The 18,482-nt window shown below is 72.6% G+C and carries 17 protein-coding genes; 6 read left to right on the top strand and 11 right to left on the bottom strand.

Annotated features, from left to right (window positions below; translation table 11 throughout):
* Positions 1-380: 380 nt before the first annotated feature.
* From ACQPZG_RS30520 to ACQPZG_RS30510, 3 genes are all read right to left on the bottom strand, one after another.
* Complete coding sequence (locus ACQPZG_RS30520) at positions 381-869, bottom strand: hypothetical protein (RefSeq protein WP_433548911.1); 489 nt, start codon at positions 867-869, stop codon at positions 381-383.
* A gap of 543 nt (positions 870-1,412) precedes the next feature.
* Positions 1,413-2,381, bottom strand: a complete 969-nt coding sequence (locus ACQPZG_RS30515; RefSeq protein WP_433548910.1) for a D-2-hydroxyacid dehydrogenase family protein — start codon at positions 2,379-2,381, stop codon at positions 1,413-1,415.
* A gap of 168 nt (positions 2,382-2,549) precedes the next feature.
* Positions 2,550-3,239, bottom strand: coding sequence for a dienelactone hydrolase family protein (locus ACQPZG_RS30510; protein WP_433549610.1), 690 nt, complete (start codon positions 3,237-3,239; stop codon positions 2,550-2,552).
* A gap of 324 nt (positions 3,240-3,563) precedes the next feature.
* Between ACQPZG_RS30510 and ACQPZG_RS30505 the strand changes: the two genes are divergently transcribed.
* Entirely contained in the window at positions 3,564-4,130 is a 567-nt protein-coding gene (locus tag ACQPZG_RS30505; RefSeq protein ID WP_433548909.1) for a uridine kinase family protein, read from the top strand.
* A 46-nt stretch (positions 4,131-4,176) separates the two neighbouring features.
* On the opposite strand, the gene ACQPZG_RS30500 is transcribed toward ACQPZG_RS30505, so the two are convergent.
* Together ACQPZG_RS30500 and ACQPZG_RS30495 are read right to left on the bottom strand one after the other, a co-directional pair.
* Positions 4,177-5,412: a cytochrome P450 gene (locus ACQPZG_RS30500; RefSeq protein ID WP_433548908.1), complete on the bottom strand. Its 1,236-nt coding sequence runs from the start codon at positions 5,410-5,412 to the stop codon at positions 4,177-4,179.
* Between the two features lie 248 nt (positions 5,413-5,660).
* Positions 5,661-6,449: a GNAT family N-acetyltransferase gene (locus ACQPZG_RS30495; protein WP_433548907.1), complete on the bottom strand. Its 789-nt coding sequence runs from the start codon at positions 6,447-6,449 to the stop codon at positions 5,661-5,663.
* Positions 6,450-6,710: 261 nt separating this feature from the next.
* Between ACQPZG_RS30495 and ACQPZG_RS30490 the strand changes: the two genes are divergently transcribed.
* Together ACQPZG_RS30490 and ACQPZG_RS30485 are read left to right on the top strand one after the other, a co-directional pair.
* Positions 6,711-7,091, top strand: coding sequence for a hypothetical protein (locus ACQPZG_RS30490; protein WP_433549609.1), 381 nt, complete (start codon positions 6,711-6,713; stop codon positions 7,089-7,091).
* A 173-nt stretch (positions 7,092-7,264) separates the two neighbouring features.
* Positions 7,265-8,227 carry a YihY/virulence factor BrkB family protein gene (locus ACQPZG_RS30485; RefSeq protein ID WP_433548906.1) on the top strand — a complete coding sequence of 321 codons (963 nt, stop codon included), beginning with the start codon at positions 7,265-7,267 and terminating at the stop codon, positions 8,225-8,227.
* Between the two features lie 34 nt (positions 8,228-8,261).
* Here the strand turns inward: ACQPZG_RS30485 and ACQPZG_RS30480 are convergent, their stop codons facing one another.
* From ACQPZG_RS30480 to ACQPZG_RS30470, 3 genes are all read right to left on the bottom strand, one after another.
* Positions 8,262-10,409 (bottom strand): xanthine dehydrogenase family protein molybdopterin-binding subunit, encoded by a 2,148-nt coding sequence (locus ACQPZG_RS30480; protein WP_433548905.1) that lies wholly within the window; start codon positions 10,407-10,409, stop codon positions 8,262-8,264.
* Positions 10,410-10,784: 375 nt separating this feature from the next.
* On the bottom strand, positions 10,785-11,768 hold the full coding sequence (locus ACQPZG_RS30475) for an FAD binding domain-containing protein (protein WP_433548904.1): 984 nt from the start codon (positions 11,766-11,768) through the stop codon (positions 10,785-10,787).
* Positions 11,765-12,412 carry a (2Fe-2S)-binding protein gene (locus ACQPZG_RS30470; protein WP_433548903.1) on the bottom strand — a complete coding sequence of 216 codons (648 nt, stop codon included), beginning with the start codon at positions 12,410-12,412 and terminating at the stop codon, positions 11,765-11,767. Before ACQPZG_RS30470 ends, ACQPZG_RS30475 begins: the two co-directional genes overlap by 4 nt.
* Before the next feature lie 235 nt (positions 12,413-12,647).
* Here ACQPZG_RS30470 and ACQPZG_RS30465 point away from each other — a divergent pair, with 235 nt between their 5' ends.
* Both ACQPZG_RS30465 and ACQPZG_RS30460 read left to right on the top strand, forming a co-directional pair.
* On the top strand, positions 12,648-13,532 hold the full coding sequence (locus ACQPZG_RS30465; protein ID WP_433549608.1) for an AraC family transcriptional regulator: 885 nt from the start codon (positions 12,648-12,650) through the stop codon (positions 13,530-13,532).
* 79 nt (positions 13,533-13,611) lie between these two features.
* A complete protein-coding gene (locus tag ACQPZG_RS30460; RefSeq protein WP_433548902.1) occupies positions 13,612-14,478 on the top strand; it encodes a carbohydrate-binding protein in 867 nt (288 codons plus the stop codon).
* A gap of 8 nt (positions 14,479-14,486) precedes the next feature.
* Here ACQPZG_RS30460 and ACQPZG_RS30455 read toward each other — a convergent pair whose 3' ends face one another.
* Together ACQPZG_RS30455 and ACQPZG_RS30450 are read right to left on the bottom strand one after the other, a co-directional pair.
* Positions 14,487-16,052, bottom strand: coding sequence for a PTS ascorbate transporter subunit IIC (locus ACQPZG_RS30455; RefSeq protein WP_433548901.1), 1,566 nt, complete (start codon positions 16,050-16,052; stop codon positions 14,487-14,489).
* Between the two features lie 30 nt (positions 16,053-16,082).
* On the bottom strand, positions 16,083-16,946 hold the full coding sequence (locus tag ACQPZG_RS30450) for a PTS sugar transporter subunit IIA (RefSeq protein ID WP_433548900.1): 864 nt from the start codon (positions 16,944-16,946) through the stop codon (positions 16,083-16,085).
* Positions 16,947-17,083: 137 nt separating this feature from the next.
* On the opposite strand from ACQPZG_RS30450, the gene ACQPZG_RS30445 reads away from it, so the two are divergent.
* Positions 17,084-18,157, top strand: a complete 1,074-nt coding sequence (locus ACQPZG_RS30445; protein ID WP_433548899.1) for a glutamate--cysteine ligase — start codon at positions 17,084-17,086, stop codon at positions 18,155-18,157.
* Positions 18,158-18,241: 84 nt separating this feature from the next.
* Here ACQPZG_RS30445 and ACQPZG_RS30440 read toward each other — a convergent pair whose 3' ends face one another.
* Positions 18,242-18,406 (bottom strand): hypothetical protein, encoded by a 165-nt coding sequence (locus ACQPZG_RS30440; RefSeq protein WP_433548898.1) that lies wholly within the window; start codon positions 18,404-18,406, stop codon positions 18,242-18,244.
* Between the last annotated feature and the right edge of the window lie 76 nt (positions 18,407-18,482).

Raw genomic sequence — 18,482 nt, 5'->3', positions numbered from 1 at the left:
GCAGCCGAGATGACCCACGGCATGGCGGCGGCGAGGATTCCCGTTCCCGCCCGGCGGCAACGGCGATACCTCCGTACCCGACATGAGCACACTGCCAGCGCCCATCCGCGGGATCGTGGAGAACGCGGACGGCCTCGCCACCGCCGACCTCCTCTTGCGCTCAGCGCCCTTCGCGGCGTCGGCACTGGTCACGCGGCTCTGCATCAGGGCGAGGCCCCTGAAGACGGCCAGTGGGACGGAGCGGCTCGTGGAAGAGAGCGCGGTCTCCGCAGAAGGGAGCCGCACGAGTTCTGCGCCGACGCCGTCGGCTGAGGCTCCTACGTTCGTACGGTTTCGGCTCCGGTCGCCCCTGCGCGATGGGCCGGGGCTGTTCGCGTGTCTCAGGGGCGGGGCGGCGCATTTCCGTGCGGCGGGCGGACCTCGACGAACCAGCGGCGGCGCGGTCCCCGGTACAGCAGGGCGTCCCAGCCGAGGGCGGTCAGTGTCGCCGCGCAGCGCGTCAGCTGCTCGCGCTCCTCGTCGGCGGCCCCGCTGTTGGGCGGGCCGAGCCACTCGACGGCGGCGGTGTGCGGGGCGTCGGCAGCGCGTACCCGGTAGCCGGTTGCCGTGCGGTGGCCGTCGGCATCGGTCGCCGAGGGGGCGTGGGGCGCGGCCTCCAGGGCGAGTGAGATCGCGTTGAGGAACTGCCGGAGTTCCCATGGGGCGGGGGCGATCTCCGAATTCTGGGTGAGGCGACGGATCTGGAGCAGGCCTTCGAAAGCGGTACGGACGGTGGCAGCGCGCTGTTCCGGGGGTTCGGCGGGGAGGGGGCCGTCGCCGGAGGCGGGGGTGAACGGGGCCGGAGTGGAGGCCGAGGGTGGCGTGGTCATGGGGTCCTTGGGTGGGGCGCGGTGAGGTGGGACGGGTGCGGGCAGGGGTCGGCGGGGTCCGGTGCGGTCCGTATGTCGTAGCCCGTATGCCGTATGCCGCATGCCGTATGCCGTATGCCGTGGAACGGAACGCGGGGCGAAGCGGGTCAGGGGTGGTTCCGGGTTGGTCAGGGCGGTTCCGTGGAGTTCGTGGAGAAGGACGACTGCTTGGCCGGGCCACGGTCCGGAGTGGTCGGTGTGGCGAAGATGCGGGGCACCTGGGTTCTCTCGCCGTCTCGGCCGGGGGTGGCTTCGCGTGTGGCTCTCGGTTGTCACGCTTCGGCCTCTGGGGTCAGGATCTCTCGTTGCGTTCGCGTGGGGTGAGGGCGGCCACGGCCCGGTGCGGGTTCCCGGGACTCGGGCCGTCCGTTCGCCCGCGAAATGTTCGGCCGCGACCCGTGGCGGGGGGCGCCTCACCACGGGAAGGCGACAGCACGGATGGCGGGTACCCCTTGGGCACGTCGGACCCTGGACGTCTCGCCGGTCTCGCACCGGGCACCTCTGTCAGGGCGTGCCGCCGAGCACACGCACGGGGTGGCCGTCGAGGTAGGCGCGGATGTCCTCCACCGCCTGTCCGTAGTACGTCGCGTAGTTGGCCTGCGAGACGTAGCCGAGGTGCGGGGTGGCGACCAGGCGCGGTGCGGTGCGCAGGGGGTGGACCGCGGGCAGGGGCTCCGTGTCGAAGACGTCGACGCCGGCTCCGGCGAGGGTGCCGGCGTGCAGGGCGGCGACGAGCGCGTCCTGGTCGACGATGGCGGCCCTGGAGGTGTTGATCAGGTATGCCGTGGGACGCATCAGGGCGAGCTCGGGAGCGCCCAGCAGGCCGCGCGTGCGGTCGGAGAGGGCGAGGTGGATCGAGACGAAGTCGCTGGTGGCCAGGAGTTCTTCCTTGGAGCCGGAGAGGGTGACACCGGCCTCGGCGCAGCGTTGCTCGGTCAGGTTCTGGCTCCAGGCGTGCACGTCCATACCGAACGCGAGGCCGACGGTCGCGACCCGGCTCCCGATCTTGCCGAGGCCGAGCAGGCCGAGGCGTCGGCCGTGCAGGTCGGCGCCGACGGTCTGTTGCCAAGGGCCATCGGCACGCAGGGAGTTGGCCTCGGTGACGATGCCGCGCGCGAGCCCGAGCAGCAGCGCCCAGGTCAGTTCCACCGGTGGAGTGGAAGCGCTGGCCGTGCCGCACACGGTGACTCCGCACTGCTGGGCGGCGGCGAAGTCGATGACGGAGTTGCGCATCCCGGAGGCAACGAGGAGCCGCAGTCGGGGCAGCCGGGCGAAGAGGCCCGCAGGGAATCGCACCCGTTCGCGGAGAGTGACGATGACATCGAACTCGGCGAGAGCCGCCACGAGTTCGTCCTCGGTGGCGAAGTGGGAGGCGAAGGTGACCACCTCGACCTCCTCGGCGACCGGTGACCAGTCGGCGACGGTGGTGGCGACGGACTGGTAGTCGTCGAGGACGGCACAGCGCAGCTTCATCGGTCGGGTCTCTCCCTCGGGGTGGTACGGCAGGCGCGCGTGGGGCAGTTGGAGGTCTGCACACCTTAGAGCGCGAGGTCGGGGGGTGCGATCGCGCGTTCGGGAGCACGTCGGTGGCCTCGCCCGAGGGCGGGGGTCGGGGCTCTCGTGGCAGGTGGAAGGCGGACGCTACGTCGCAGGCGGGCACTCGGTGGCGGGCAGGCACTCGGCGAGGAGGTCGAGAACGTCGCGCCAGGCCCGCTGAGCGTGCAGTGGGTGGTGGCCGACGCCCGGGACCACGGGCGCGTCGACCGGCGGGTGGTGGAAGGCGTGCAGGGCGCCGCCGTAGACCGTGAGACGCCAGTCGACGCCGGCGGCCTGCATTTCGGCGGTGAAGTCCTCCCGCTGCGCCCTCGCCATGATGGGGTCCTCCGATCCGACTCCGGCCCACACCGGGCAGCGGATGCGCGCGGCTTCGCCCGGCCGTCCGGTGGTGGTGGCGTTCACGGTCGCGATGGCGCGCAGGTCAGCGCCGTCGCGGCCGAGTTCCAGGGCGATCGCTCCCCCGGTGCCGTAACCGACGGCGGCGATCCGGGCGGGGTCGGCCCGCGGCTCGGCGCGCAGGACGTCGAGCGCCGCGTGGCCGATGCCGCGCATCCTGGCGGGGTCGGCGAGCAGGGGGGTCGTGTGGGCGAGCATCTCGGCGGTATCGGTGAACCAGCGCCCGCCGTTGATGTCGAAGGCGAACGCGACGTAGCCGAGCTCGGCGAGGGCGTCGGCACGGAGACGCTGGAAGTCGTTCACGCCAGGGCCTTCGGGACCGAGCAGAACCGCCGGTCCTCGGCCGCTGCCGGTGGGCAGGGCGAGGTGGCCGATCATCGTGCGCCCGTCGGCCGGGTAGTGGACCGTGCGTGCCGTCACCGCCGATCCGGTCGCCGCTGCCGTCCTGATCGCTCCTGCCGTCCCGATCGCTCCTGTCGTCCCCGTCGCCTTCGCCATCCGCCTCTCCGTTCCCGTCGCGCCGGACACCACGGCGGTCTCCGTCGTCATGTGCGCAACCGTAGTGATCGCCGCCGCCGGGCGCAGTTCTCTTCACTGTCGGCGGAAACGGTGGGGCGGGTGCGGCGTACGATGCCGCGGGGTCGTACGGGGCAGTTTTCGGGACCGTACGACGGAGGGCCGGGGAAAAGGGAAGCCGCACGCATGCTCATGACTTTGACGGGTGGTTCCGGGGCGGGAAAGACCACGCTCGCCCACGCTCTCGCGGCGGGCGCGCCGGTGTCCCCGGTGCGTGTCCTGCACGGGGACGACTACTACTTCCGTACCCAGGAACACGGGGTGTGGGTGCCCGACGAGTCGGGGACGCCCCGGCTCGACGTCGGTGATCCCTGGTCGGTGGACCTCGCCCGTCTCGGGCGGGACGCGGAGGAGGCGCTCGCCGGGTCGGCGGTCGTCGTCGTGGAGGGCCTGTTCGCGCGCCGGGTCGGCGTGCGGTCCTCGTACCCCCGTTTCGACGTGTTCGTGGAACTGGCCGCCGACCTGCGGCTGGCGCGCAAGATCCGGCGCAAGTGCCTGGACGACGGTTTCCCTCTCGACGTTCTCCTGCGCAACTACGTCCTGCACCGGCGGGACGCGCACGAGAGGTATGTGGAACCGGTGCGCCGGGACTGCGACTTGGTTGCCGACGGCGGTGCCGACCCGGCCGAGTCGGCCCGGTCGGTGTGGGAGGCGGTACGCGCACGGGCTGCCACCACCGGGCTCCCGGCGTAGCTTCCGGTGCACGTCCGTCGGCCGGTTGCGTGCGGGACGCGGTGTCCTACCGTACGGGGGTGAAGGTCACCGGCACCGACACCGGGCCGCGCGTGAACAGGCCCTGTTCAATGGGGCTCGCCCCGTCCGCGAGCCGTACGTCGGGCATGGCGTCCAGCAGTTGGTCGACCCCGATCCGCACCTCGGCCCTGGCGAGCAGCGCGCCGACGCAGAAGTGCCGGCCGAGTGCGAACGCGAGGTGGTCGGCGGCTGCCGAGAAGGCGTTGGTGGTGGTGAGGTCCTCGCGGAAGAGGTTGAAGGTGTCCGGATCGGTGTAGCGCCGTTCGTCGCGGTTGGCCGCGCCGATGAGGCAGGTGACGGTGGCGCCGGCCGGGATCGTGCCGCCGGTGACCGTCACGTCGACGGCCGTCTGGCGCATGATCATGTGGACGGGCGGGGTGTGGCGGAGGGTCTCCGCGAAGGCGCGGTCGATCAGCGTGCGGTCCTCCTGGACGGCCGCCAACTGCTCGGGATGGGCGAGGAGGTTGGCGAAGAGGGAGGCTATCGCCTTGTCGGTGGTCTCGCCGCCCGCGGCGAGCAGGAGGCTGCAGAACGCCTTGATGTCCTCGTCGCTCATCGACACCCCGTCGACCTCGGCCGTGCACAGGGAGGACAGCAGGTCCTCGCCGGGTGCGCTCCGTCGTTCCTGGATGACGGGGAGCATGTACTCGGCGAACTCGACGCGGGTGCGCTCGCCCGCCGCCGCCGTCACGGGATCCCCCGTGAGGTTGCTCAGGAAGGCGACGACATTGGTGTACCAGCCGTGGAACTTGGCGTGGTCGCCCTTGTCGAGGCCGAGCATGTCGGCGATGACGTTCACCGGGAAGCGGGACGCGAAGGCCTCGACGAGGTCGACCGCGCCCGCGTGCCGGAAACCGTCGATGAGTTCACGGGCGTTGCGCTCGATGACGGGCACGAAGGTCTCCTGGAGCTCCTTGCCGCGGAAGGCGGGTGCCACCAGGGCGCGGCGCACCGCGTGCTCGCGCCCGCCGAGCTGGAGGATCGTCCTGCCGTGGACGGGTTCGAGCTGCCAGTCGTAGTTCTCGGTGGTGAACTCGGACGCCTTGTCCTTGAAGACCCGCTCCACGTCCTCGTAGCGGGAGACGATCCAGCTGCCGATGGCCTCGTGGTGGATGAGCGGGGCCGTGTCGCGCATCGCGCGATAGGCGGTGTACGGGTCGGCGGCGAACTCGGGCGACAGGATGTCGGGGACGGCGGCGGGGACCTCGGGCGACGTGGTCATGGGGGGCGCTCCTTCGGGAACTCCGGTGGTGGGGCAGCGGCGGGTGACGGCACGGGCGGTGGTCGTCCGCCAGGGGTGCACGGCGTCGGCGCGGCCCCTCGGGCGTCATGCGGCTCTTTCCCGTGCTCGGTGTTCTTGGCACACTCCACGGGTCCCGTCCCCCACCGCAAGGGTTCCTCGACTCCTGACCGGGTTCGGTTGCGGCCGTTCCCTCGGACGATCGTCCCGCCGCTGCCGATGACCGTCCGTCAGTGACGTTGCGACACGACGAAGTTGTACGGCGTCGTGGTGCTCAGCCGGGCGAAGCCGAGGCGTTGGAGGATCGGCCTGCTGGTGTCCAGGGCGTCGACCTGGAGGTAGCGGTATCCGCGCTCGACGGCGAGGCGGGTGCGGTGGGCGACCAGGGCGCGGTAGACGCCCCTGCCGCGCCACTCGGGGGCGGTGCCGCCGCCCCACAGGCTCGCGAACTGCGTACCGGGCGGGAATTCGGCGCGGGCCGCGCTCACCGGCTCGTCGCCCGCCATCGCGACGACGACCTCCACGGTGTCCGGGGCGGCGGTGAGCTGGGCGAGCACCTCCTCCCCCAGCTTCCTCGCGTCTCCCCCGAAGGCCGACTCGTGGGCGCGGACCATGAGGTCGACGCCGGAACGGTCGGTGACCCGGACGAGCCGGACCCCCTCGGGCAGTACGGGTTCCGTGGGGAGGGACGCCGTCTCGGCGACCATCAGGGCCTCCGGTTCGTCGGCGACGAAGCCCGCCGCGAGCAAGCGTCGGCCCAGGTCCTGGGGCCGGTCGTGGGCGTAGTGCTTCCACTCGAAGTCCAGGCCGTGCGCGCGGAAGTGCCGCACCTGTTCGGCGATGGCGGCGTCGGCGGTCGCCTCGGTGAGGCCGGTCCACAGGACGCCGTTCCAGTCGTCGGTGCGGCTGGTCCGCCGTACGACGTCTCCCACCCGTTCCAGGGTCACGCCCGGGTGGTCGGCGGTCGCCTCCCGGCGCATCTCGGTGTCGAAGAGTTCCCGTACGGCTTCAAGATTCATCCGGTCACTGCACCACGCATGCCGTGTTCGCGCCAACGAATTCGGCGGCCTCTGGCCGCCCCGTCTCCGGACCGGTTCCGCGGCTGTGGAGCGGCGGGAGTCCGCAAGGCGGCCCCGCCCGTGAACAGGGCTTCTGCACAGGGTAGTTATGGGTGTGCTCGGTCCCGTTCCGCCTGCGAAGTGGTGAAGCACCCCGTGACGACCCCCGACACGACGCCGTCGAAGAAGCTCCGGCTGCCCCGTTCTCCCTCCGGCTGGACCATGGCGGTCTTCGGCCTGCTCGCCACGTCGCTCGGCGTGGTGGGTCTGGTCGCACCCGACGCCCAGCTCGCGCTGATGGGTTTCGCGCCGGAACCGGGCAGCGCGCCGCGGAGCGAGAGCGATCACACGCTCACGTTCCTGACCGCGTCCTCCATGGCGGCGGTCAACATGGGCGTGTACTACGTGCTGGCGGCGCTGGCCGACTGGAAGCCGTTCTTTCGGTGGACGGTTCCGTTCCGGTTGCTCACCTGTACGGTCTTCGTCCTCGCCGTGCTCACCGGACGGGCTCCGGCGGGCTTCCTGGGCGTGGCCGTCTGGGAGGGGGCCGGCGCGCTGGCCACGGCTGCAGCACTGCGCCGGGAGTCCCGGCGGGGGCGGTGAGCACCGCCGCTCGCGCCCGGAACGCACCAAGCGGTTTGTCGCTCTTGCCGAGGAACGGGGACCGCCGCCGCTCGCGCCCGGAACGTACTGAACCACATGGGGATGAAGTACGACACGCGGGTGAGAAGGTGAGGCAGAAGCCGAATGCCCGCCCGATCCACGGAAGAACGCCCATGCCGAGTGAGCCCACCGCACCGCCCGCCGACCGGAGCGGTCCGCCCGAAGCGTCCGGCGTCCTGGCCCGCTACCGCACGGCCCTGCGACGCACCCCCGCGTCCGTGTGGAACGACGACGTGTCCGACTGGGCGGCAGCGCTGACCTACTACGCCATCCTGGCCCTGGTGCCCGCTCTGCTCGTCACGGTCACCCTGATCGGCATCGCCAACCCGGACGCGACGGAGTCCCTGATCCGGGACATCGCCTCGGTCGCTCCCGCCGAGTCGGGCGCGGCGCTGCGGGACACGCTGGAGCACGCGGTGCAGGGCACCTCGGCGGTGTGGATCCTGCTGGTGACCGGCACGGTCAGCTCGCTGTGGTCGGCGTCGAGCTATCTGGCGGTGTTCCGCCGGGCGATGCACGCCATGCACGCCGTACGGGACGTCCGACCGGCGTTGCGCAAGGCGCACATCATCGTGATGACGGCGATCTGTCTGCTGCTCCTGTTGATGACGAGTGCGGTGGCGCTGGTCGTCACCGGCCCGATGGCTCGGGGCCTCGGCAGGCGGCTGGGCATGGGTCCGGCGGGCGAGGCGGTGTGGTCGGCGCTCAAGTGGCCGCTGCTGGTGTGCCTCGTGGCGATGCTCATCATGATCCTGTTCCATTCGGGTCCCCGCGTCGCGAAGGGGGTCCGGCGGTCGTTGCCGGGCGGCGTGTTCGCGGCGTTCCTGTGGATGACGGCCTCGGCGGGGTTCGCCTTCTACGCGACGAACATCGCCAGCTACAGCAGGTTGTACGGCTCCCTCGCCGGGGTCGTGGTCTTCCTGGTGTGGGTGTGGTTCGCGAACCTGTCGCTGCTGGCGGGAGCACAGTTCAACGTCGAACTGCGGCGACTGGCCGGCCGGGGTCCCGAACGGCCGCACCCGCGCGCGGCCCGGACCAGGCCGGTCACGGAATCGCCGCGGCCCGAGGGGTCCTGACCCCGGCGGGCACACCCCTCCTCCCGGTCCTCGGTCAGCTCCCCGCAGTGTCCGCACCGCTGGACGCCGAGGTCCCGCCGAGCCGGTGGACGCCCGCCTCCAGCAGCCGGTCCGGGGTGAGCGGCAGTTCGCGGAAGCGGATGCCGGTGGCGTGGTGCACGGCGTTCCCGACGGCCGCGGCGGTGCCGACGATGCCGATCTCACCGATTCCCTTGCTGCCCATCGGGTTGAGGTGGGCGTCCTCCTCGTCGATCCAGTGCGCCTCGATGTCGGGCACGTCGGCGTGGCAGGGGACGTGGTACGCCGCCAGGTCGCGCTCGGCGAAGTCGCCGTAGGCGGGGTCGAGGGTGCTGCCCTCGGTGAGGGCCATGCCCAGGCCCATCGTCATGCCGCCGATGAACTGGGAGCGGGCCGTACGGGCGTTGAGGATGCGCCCGGCCGCGTACACGCCGAGGAGACGGCTCACCCGTACCTCGCCGGTGGCGGTGTCGACGCGCACCTCGGCGAAGTGCGCGCCGAAGGCGTGCCGGGCGTACGCGGACTCCTCGTCGGCGGTTCCGGCGGTGTCCGCCGTCGCCTCCAGCCCCTCCGCGGGCAGGTTCCCCTCGTGCGCGGCGAGCCGTCCCGCCAGCGCGCCGCACGCCTTGTGCACCGCCCACCCCCAGGACGCGGTGCCGGAGGAACCCCCCGCCAGCGGAGCCGCGGGCAGGTCCGTGCTGCCGATCTCGGTGCGTACCCGGTCCAGGGGGACGGCCAGCGCGTCGGCGGCGACCTGGGCCAGGACGGTGCGCGCGCCGGTGCCGATGTCGGTGGCGTTGATCCGTACGAGGTAGGAGCCGTCGGGCAGCGCCCGGACGGCGGCCGTCGAGGGCGACACCAGCACGGGATAGGTGGCGGCGGCCACGCCGGTGCCGGTCAGCACCGCGCCTTCGCGGCGGACGCCGGGCCGCGGGTCGCGGTCGTCCCAGCCGAACCTGCGGGCGCCTTCGCGCAGGCACTCCACCAGGTGGCGGCTGCTGAAGGGCTTGCCGCTGTCGGGCTCGCGGCCGGGCTCGTTGCGGACGCGCAGCTCGATCGGGTCGAGGCCGGTCGTTTCGGCGAGTTCGTCCATGGCTGATTCCAGGACGTACATGCCGGGGGCCTCGCCGGGCGCGCGCATCCACGAGGGGCTCGGCACGTCCAGCGGGACCACCCGGTGGGAGGTGCGGCTGTGTGCGGAGCCGTACATGACGCGGGCCGGTACGGCGGCCTGCTCGACGAACTCCTTGATCCGGGAGGTGTGGGTGGTGACCTCGTGGTCGAGGGAGACGAGCGTGCCGTCCGCCTCGGCGCCGAGCCGGATCCGGTGCAGGGTCGGTGCCCTGTGACCGACGACGGCCGCCAACTCCCGGCGTGAAAGGGCGAGTTTGACGGGCCGCCCGACATGCCGGGCGGCCATCGCGGCCAGCACGACCTGCGGGCGCGGCGTGCCCTTGGAGCCGAATCCGCCGCCGACGTGCTCGGCCACGACGGTGATGTTCTCCTCGGGCACGCCGAAGAGTCCGGCGAGCGCTTCGCGCACGGCGTTCGCGCCCTGACTGGAGTCGTGGACGGTCAGCCGGTCGCCGTCCCAGCGGGCGGTCGAGGCGTGCGGCTCCATGGGGTGGTTGTGCAACGGCGGTACGGAGTACGAGGCGTCGACGCGGTGGGTCGCCTGCGCCCAGGCGGCGGGTGCGTCGCCACGCTCGCGGCAGGCGGGCTCGCCGCCGTTGGCGTTGTCCGGGGTGTAGGCGTCCGGATGATCGGCGCGGACGGTGACGTCGTGCGGTGCGGCGGCGTATTCGATGCGCAGGGCGGCGGCGGCCTCGCGGGCGGCTTCGGGGGTGTCGGCGACGACGAGGGCCACGTACCAGCCGCGGTGCGGGACCTCGTCGTCCTGGAGGAGCCGCAGGGTGGGGTCGTCGGCGTCGCCGAGCTTGGGGGCGGAGCGCGGGGTGAGCACGGCGAGGACGCCGGGGACGGCCAGCGCCGCGCTGTCGTCCACGGCGGTGATCCGGCCGCGGGCGATCGTCGCGGGGACGGCGCGGGCGTAGGCACAGCCGGCGGGGGTGTGCTCGGAGGCGTAGCGGGCGGTGCCGGTGACTTTGGCGCGGCCTTCGCGGCGGGGGGCGGGGGTGCCGAGGGGGGTGCTGGGGGTGGGCATCGGGGGCTCCTTTCGGAGGGCTGCGGGGAGGGGGCCGGTGGGGAGCGGAGGCCGGGGCGCGGGTGTGGGGGTGGGTGGTACTGGGGCGGAGTGTGCGGGGCGGGGGGGTGCACCTCCGGTGGGGGTCGCCCCCTTGCCCGCCCGTTCCGCCCCTGGGGGCGGCCCCGCCGCCCAAGGACGCTGAGGCAGGGCGGGCGCGTCGCCCAGGCGGGGTGACGGGGCCCCGCCGTCCGAGGACGCTGATGTCGGGCGGGCGCTGCCGCCCGAGAGGCTGACGTAGGGGGCCCGGCGTCCAAGGGGGTGACGCGGGCGTGGCAGCCTCCGCCACGGGGGCTACGGCGTGCGGGTGCGGTGCCCACGGGCTGGCGGTGCGGGTCAGGTCGGGGTGAGGCGGGTGAGGGTTTCGTGGGCGAGGCGGTGGGCGAGGGGGATCTTGTACGCGTTGTCGCGCAGGGGCTCGGCGGCGGCGAGTTCGGTGTCCAGCGCGTGGGTGAGGCGGTCCGGTGTGGGTGCGGCACCGAGCAGCTCGGCCTCGGCCAGGCGGGCACGCCAGGGCCGGTGCGCGAGGCCGCCGAAGGCCAGCGCCACCTGCCGTACGACCCCGTCGCGCACCTCCAGTACGGCAGCCACCGAAGCGAGCGCGAAGGCGTACGACGCCCGGTCGCGGGCCTTGCGGTACGCGGAAGGCAGGCCGGCGTGCTCGGCCGGGAGGGTGACGGCGGTGATGAGTTCGCCGTGCCGCAGGACGGTGTCCCGGTCCGGCCGCTCCCCCGGCAGCCGGTGGAACTCGGTGAGCGGCACGCTCCGTTCGCCGTCCGGGCCGCGCAGCTCGACCTGGCCGTCCAGGGCGGCGAGGGCGACCGCCAGGTCGGAGGGGTGGGTGGCGATGCACTGCGCGGAGTGGCCGAGCACGGCGTGGTCGCGGTGCACCCCCTCGCGGGCGGCGCAGCCGGTGCCGGGTTCGCGCTTGTTGCAGGGCTTGGAAGTGTCCTGGAAGTACGGGCAGCGGGTGCGCTGGAGCAGGTTGCCGCCGGTGGTGGCCATGTTGCGGAGCTGTCCCGAGGCGCCGGCGAGCAGGGCCTGGGAGAGCACCGGGTAGCGCGTGCGGACGAGCGGGTGGGCGGCGAGGTCGCTGTTGCGGACGGTCGCCCCGAGGCGCAGGGATCCGTCGGGGCGTTCCTCGACGGTGTCCAGCGGCAGCCGGCTGACGTCGATGAGGAATTCGGGTGCTTCGACGCCGAGTTTCATCAGGTCGACCAGGTTGGTGCCGCCGCCGAGGTAGCGGGCTCCTGGCCGCCCGGCGTGGGCGCGTGCCGCTTCGTCCACGCTGTGCGGGCGTACGTATCCGACGGGCTTCACGCGATCACGTCCTCGACGGCGGAGACGATGTGGGGGTAGGCGCCGCAGCGGCAGAGGTTGCCGCTCAGCCGCTCCCGGATCTCCTCCCTGCCGAGGGCGGCGGGGCCGTTCGGGTGGGCGCACAGGTCCTGGGGCGGGGTGGCGGCGGAGGGGTGGCCCGCTTCGGCCTCGGCGAGCATGCCGATCGCCGAGCAGAGCTGGCCGGGGGTGCAGTAGCCGCACTGGAAGGCGTCGCGGTCCAGGAACGCCTGCTGGAGCGGGTGCAGCGCGTCGGGGTCGCCCTCACTGGCCGCGAGTCCCTCGACGGTGACGAGTTCCCGGTCGTCCTGGGCGACGGCGGGCAGCAGGCAGCTGTTGGCCCGCCGGCCGTCGACGAGGACGGTGCAGGCGCCGCACTGCCCGTGGTCGCAGCCCTTCTTCGCGCCGGTCAGGTCGAGGTCCTCGCGCAGGACGTCCAGGAGGGTGGCGCGGTGGTCGACGGTGAGCGAGTGTGCGGTGCCGTTGACGCGCAGGGTGACGCGGGAGCGGATGGCGACGGCATCGTCCCGGTCTTCCGCGGCCTCGTCGTCGGCCTCGGGGGGCCTGCCGCCGCCCGCCGGGGTGCGGCGGTCGGCGGTGCCGGTGGCTCGGTCATCGGTGCCCATGGCTGAGGTGCGCCCTTCGTCCGGAGGGTGGGTACGGCTCTCGCGTATCCAGGCTGGGCCAGGACATTCATTACGGCATGTCGGAAACGTCCGCGGCCCGCTCCTGCGGCCCCGTTCCGCGGGGCGTCGCGGCATGGCATCGTGCATTGGTCCGGACCATTTTTCGCGTGACCCCGGGGCGGGCGGCCGGGGAGGAAGGGGCGACGGCTTGGAAACGGTCGAGGGTGCCGTGCCCGTGCACCGGCTCCAGGTGCCCGCACCCCAGAAGCTCCCCTTCGCCATCGGCTCGTTCGACGCCGTGGGCCCGCTGTCCCGGGCCGCCTTCCCGCACCGCCACACCTTCTACGAGATCGTCTTCGTGACCGGCGGCCGGGGTGCGCACGTCATCGACCTCTCCCGCTGGGAACTGCGTCCGCCGCACCTGTGCTTCGTGAACCCGGGGCAGGTGCACCACTGGGAGAACGCCACCGGTCTGCACGGGCAGGTCATCCTCTTCACCGAGGACTTCCTGCTCGATCACCCCGGCGACCGCGAACTGTTGCGGGTCCTGGGCGAGCGGCCCTGGTTCAGCCCGGCCGGCGCCGACGCGTCCGCGTTCGCGCGGCTGATCGCCGACATGGAGCACGAGCACCGCACCGGGCAGGAGGGGTTCGCCTCGGTGCTGCGTGCGTATCTGCACGTCCTGGTGGTACGGGCGTTCCGGCTCGCCGGGCCGACGCCGGAACGTCGCGACCCGGCGGGGCGTCCCGCGCAGGTGACGCGGGATTTCGTACGTCTGCTGGCGCAGCCGGGCCCCGAGGCGTGGTCGGTGGGCGCCTGCGCGGCGCGGGTCGGGGTGAGCGTCGGTTACCTCAACGAGACGGTGAAGCGGACCACCGGCCGTACGCCGGGCCAGTGGCTGCGCCAGACCCGTACCCACGAGGCCAAACGCCTGCTGGCCCGCACCGACTTGACGGTGCGTCAGGTGGCGGCCGGGGTGGGGTTCGCCGACCCGGCGTACTTCTGCCGCTTCTTCCGGCGGGAGACGGGGATCAGTCCGGGCGCGTTCCGGCGCGGCAGCGGTGCAATGCACCACGACTACCGCGTCCCGTCCCTCGCCCACGGAGAACCGTCGGCCTAGGTTCGCAAGGGAGCGGGAGACCGGAGCGCGCCCGGCCCCGCTCCTCCTTCCGCCCACCCCCGCCTGGAGGCGTCCCCCCATGGATCAGCCCGACCCCACCCAGCCCGTGGATCCCACGGAGTCCGTCCCCGCCGTCGCCCGACCGTCGCGGCCGTCCCGCAAGACGGTGCTGAGGGCGGCGCTCGCGGTCGGTGCGTCGCTGCCGGTCGCGTTCGCCGGAGTCCCCGCCCTCGCCAGGACCGTCCGCGGGCAGGGCGGCGCGCCGGAACTGACGCCGGAGTGCGACGACGGGGACGATCCGACCCCGCCGCAGACCGAGGGCCCGTACTTCAGGCCGAACTCGCCCCGGCGCACCTCGCTCCTCGACGGGAACCCGCCGGGCACCCGGCTGACCGTCACCGGGTACGTGTTCGGGCTGGCGTGCCGCCCGATCGCCAACGCGCTGCTGGACTTCTGGCAGGCGGACGTGAACGGCGCGTACGACAACAGGGGCTACCGCTTCCGCGGGCACCAGTTCACAAACGCGCAGGGGGCGTTCACGCTCACGACGATCGTGCCGGGCCTCTACCCGGGCCGCACCCGTCACCTCCACGTGAAGGTGCAGGCGCCCAACCGACCCGTATTGACGACCCAGTTGTACTTCCCCGGCGAGCCGCGCAACAACACCGACAGCATCTTCGACGCGCGTCTGCTGATGACGATGCGCACCAACGGACCTGCCAGGGAGGGAAGTTACGACTTCGTTCTGAACGTTCCGCAGCAGCCGGGACCCACCGATCCGCCGACCACTCCGCCGCCGTCCGGCACGGACTGGAAGTCCGGCACCACGTACCGTGCGGGCGACCGGGTGACGTACGGCGGCCGCGCCTACGCCTGCCTCCAGGCGCACACCTCCGGCCCGGGGTGGGAGCCGCCGAACGTTCCGGCGCTCTGGCGCGCGGTGTAGCCGCCGCGTCAGCCGGCGTCCGGGGGCGGGGGCGGCGCCGGAGCCCCCGCCGGCGGGGCGATACGGACCCGGTCTTCCGCGGGCACGGCGGTGTCCGCGGGAACGGGCGCGGCGGCGACGGGCACCCCCAGTGCCGCGTCCCGTCGCGCCCCGGGGTCCCACCCGGTCTCCACCACCCGCTTCTGCATCACGATCGCCCCGGCCAGCAGCACCGCTCCGACCGCGAGCATCAGCACGACCGCTGCCCCGCCGCCGACCTTCGCCACGTTTCCGACGATCGCCCCGAACCAGCCGAAGTCCGCGTCCCCGAAGGTCGTGTTCTCCTCGCCGAAGGCGCCCAGCACCTTGAGCAGCAGGGCCGGCAGGAAGGTGATCAGCACACCGTTGAGGAAGGCTCCGACGACCGCTCCCCGCCGCCCGCCGGTCGCGTTGCCGTAGACCCCGGCCGCGCCCCCGGTGAAGAAGTGCGGGACCAGCCCCGGCAGGACGAGGGCCAGTCCGAAGGCGGGGTGGAGGATCCAGGTGAGCAGGCCGAGGCTGACGAGGCCGCCGGCGAAGCTGGAGAGGAAGCCGATGAGCACGGCGTTCTGGGCGTACGGGAAGACGATGGGCGCGTCCAGCGAGGGCACCGCCCCGGGGACGAGCCTGTTCGCGATGCCCTGGAAGGCGGGGACCAGCTCGGCCAGGATGGTGCGGACGCCGAAGAGGATCACGGCGACGGCGATGCCGAACTGGAGGCCCTGCATCACGGACTTCATCAGGTAGTTGCCGATGTCGGTGGCGGCCGCGCCGTCGGTCCCGAAAGCCGTGAAGGCGACGGTTTGGCCTGCCTTGGCGAGGAGGACGACGGACATGATGACGTAGATGAGGACCATCGACAGCGCGGTGGCGACCATCGAGTCGCGCAGGAAGCGCAGCCCTTCGGGAAGGTTCATCTCCTCGGTGCTGCGGCTCCGTTTGCCGACGAGCTGTCCCGCCGCACCGGCCGTGATGTAGCCGGCGGTGCCGAAGTGTCCGATGGCGACGCTGTTGTTGCCGGTGATGCGCTTGGTCCACGGGTGCGCGAAGGCGGGCATCGCGACGAGCAGGATGCCCAGGAGAACGCCTCCGACGATCACCACCGCCACCGACCCCTGCCCGGCCGTGGCCAGCACCATGGTCAGCAGGGTCGCCATGAACAGCATGTGATGTCCCGTCAGGAACACGTACCGCAGGGGTGTGAAGCGTGCGAGCAGCAGGCTGACCGCGAACCCCACGATCATCAGCCAGGCCACCCGCGCCCCGAACTCGGCCTGTGCGATGCCGACGATGGCCTCGTTGGTGGGAATGACGCCGTGCGCTCCGGTCGAGCCCTGGATCATCTCTCCGAGCGGGGCGAGCGAGCCGACCACGAGCCCGGCCCCCGCGCCGATCAGCAGGAATCCCAGCGTCGCCTTGATGGCTCCGCCCAAGATCTGGCCCGCGGACTTGCGCAGGGCGATCAGCCCGACGGCGGTGATGATGCCGATGAGGTAGGCGGGTTGGCTGAGGACCTCGTTGACGAGGAACTCGGCGAAGGAAACGAGCCATTCCATGTGCGGCCTCCGGGAGCGGTGGATCCGTGATCAGACGTCGTAGGTGTCCCGCAGCACTCCGTCGACCTCCGCCGTACTGGTGAAGTCCTCGACCACCTTCACCGGCACCCCCACGTCGCCGAGTGTCCTGGCGATCTCGCGGGAAGTGAGGATGGCGACCGCCTCGGACGCCTTTCCCTTGGCGGAGATGGTGTCGGTGGCCTCGACCGTCACGTGCGTCGACCACTTCCAGCGGTCGAGGACCTGCTCCAGGGTGTTCTTGAGGAACAGGCTGGTGCCGACGCCGTTGCCGCAGACGGTGAGGATCTTGTGCACGGCGGGACCGGCGGACGCGACGGGGTCGGCGGGCGCGGATCCGGCGGACGTCGATGCCGTGGCCGGCGCGTCGGCGGGAGGCGGGCCGTCGGAAGGCGCGGGCTTCGCCGCGGTGGTCGTACGTCCGTCCTGCGGCCCCGCGAGTACGGCGTGCAGTGCCTCTGGCGTAGCCGCTTCGTGCAGGGCGCGCGCGCTCGCGGGGTCGGCGAGCAACCGGGCCAGGGCGCCCATCGCGGTGGTGTGCGCCGCGGAGTCCTCCGCCGCGAGGGCCACCACCAGAGACACCGGGTCGTTGGTCTCGTGCCCGAACTCGACCGGCTCGGCGAGCCGCAGCCAGGACATTCCGGTGGTGCGTACGGCGGGCGATGGGCGGGCATGCGCAAGGGCGAAACCTGGCGCGACGACGAGGTACGGACCGTTCTCCTCCACGTTCCGGATCATTTCCGCGGTGTACTCCGCGGCGGTGACCCCGGTGGCGACGAGGAGTGCGCCCGCTTCCCGGACCGCCTCCCTCCAGTCCGCCACATGGACGTCCAGCCGTACCGCTTCCGACGGAAGGAGATCGCTCAGTGCCGACATGAGACCGATATTTGCACAGTCGTGAACATGCGGCGCGGCCGGACCACGTGGGTAGAGAAAGAGGGCACTCGTACCGCCACCGCCATGATCGCTGTGTCGTCCGCCGTCCAGAACCGAATGCCGAGAAGGGCCACCGCATGCGAAGTGTGGGAGTGGAAGAGGAACTCCTGTTGGTCGACAGCAAGGGGACGCCGCGAGCCGTGTCCGGGGTCATCCTGGCCGCGTTGCCGGACGGATCCACGCTGGAGAAGGAACTGCACCGGGAGCAATTGGAGATCGCCACCCGCCCGCGCCACACCATCGAAGGACTGGCCGAGGAGCTCCGGCGCTGGCGCGGCGAGGCGTCGGCCGGCGCCCGCCGGGCGGGCGCCGAACTCGCCGCACTGGCCACCTCCCCCCTGCCGGTCGACCCCTCGATCAACTCCGGTGACCGCTACCGCAGGCTGGAGGAGGAGTTCGGGCTGACCGCGCTGGAACAGCTGACCTGCGGCTGCCACGTGCACGTCTCCGTGGAGTCCGACGACGAGGGCGTCGCGGTGCTCGACCGGATCCAGCCCTGGCTGCCCGCACTGCTGGCCCTGAGCGCCAACTCGCCCTTCTGGCAGGGCAAGGACACCCGGTACAGCAGCTACCGGAGCCGGGTGTGGGGGCGCTGGCCGTCCACCGGCGCGACCGAGAGGTTCGGCACGGCCGAGAACTACCACCGCCAGGTGCAGGGCATGCTCGATACCGGCACCCTGCTCGACGAGGGAATGATCTACTTCGACGCCCGGCTGTCCCGGCACTACCCCACCGTCGAGGTCCGGGTGCCGGACGTGTGCCTGGAGGCGGACGACACGGTGCTGATCGCGGCGCTGGTCCGGGCCCTGGTGGAGACCGCCGCCCGGGACTGGAAGGAGGGCGGCCCGCCCGACGACACCGGCGTGGGCCTGCTGCGGCTGGCGTCCTGGCGGGCCGCGCGCTCGGGCCTGTGCGGGGATCTGGTCGACCCGCGGACGCTGACTCCCGCCCCGGCGGAGGCGGTGGTGCGGGCACTGCTCGACCACGTCTCGGAGGCGCTGCGCGACAGCGGGGACACGGACCTGGTCAAGGAGCACCTGGACGCGCTGCTGGCCAGGGGGAACGGAGCGCACGTGCAGCGCGAGCTGCTGCGCAGGACGGGGGACCTGCGCGCCGTGGTGGAGGAGTGCGCGAGGAGGACAGTCGCCTGACGCGGCGCCGGAGGGGCCGGCCGCGCCGGCCCCTCCTCGGGCGTCGCTCGGGTCGCCGGGTGGGGGGCGGCCCGACGGCTGCCCCTAGTCCGTCGGCTCCTCGGCGGCCCCGTCCTCCCTGCGCTCCTCCGGGCCCCTGCCCTCCACCGAGTCCTTCGGGTCCCCGGTGGACGGCGCCTGCTGGTCCGGCATGTCCCGCGGAATCCCGGGGGGCTCTTGCTCCGGACGGTCCTGACGGCGGTCGGTCATGGCGTGCTCCTCTGCTCGACGACGCGGTGCATGTCCAGTGTCCGCCGCGCGTACCCGAACCCCCACTTCTCATGCC

The sequence above is a fragment of the Streptomyces sp. CA-294286 genome (genome assembly GCF_050947155.1).
Taxonomy (GTDB): domain Bacteria; phylum Actinomycetota; class Actinomycetes; order Streptomycetales; family Streptomycetaceae; genus Streptomyces.
The sequence above is the reverse complement of the archived record's forward strand: the minus strand, read 5'-3'. Positions and strand labels throughout refer to the sequence as shown.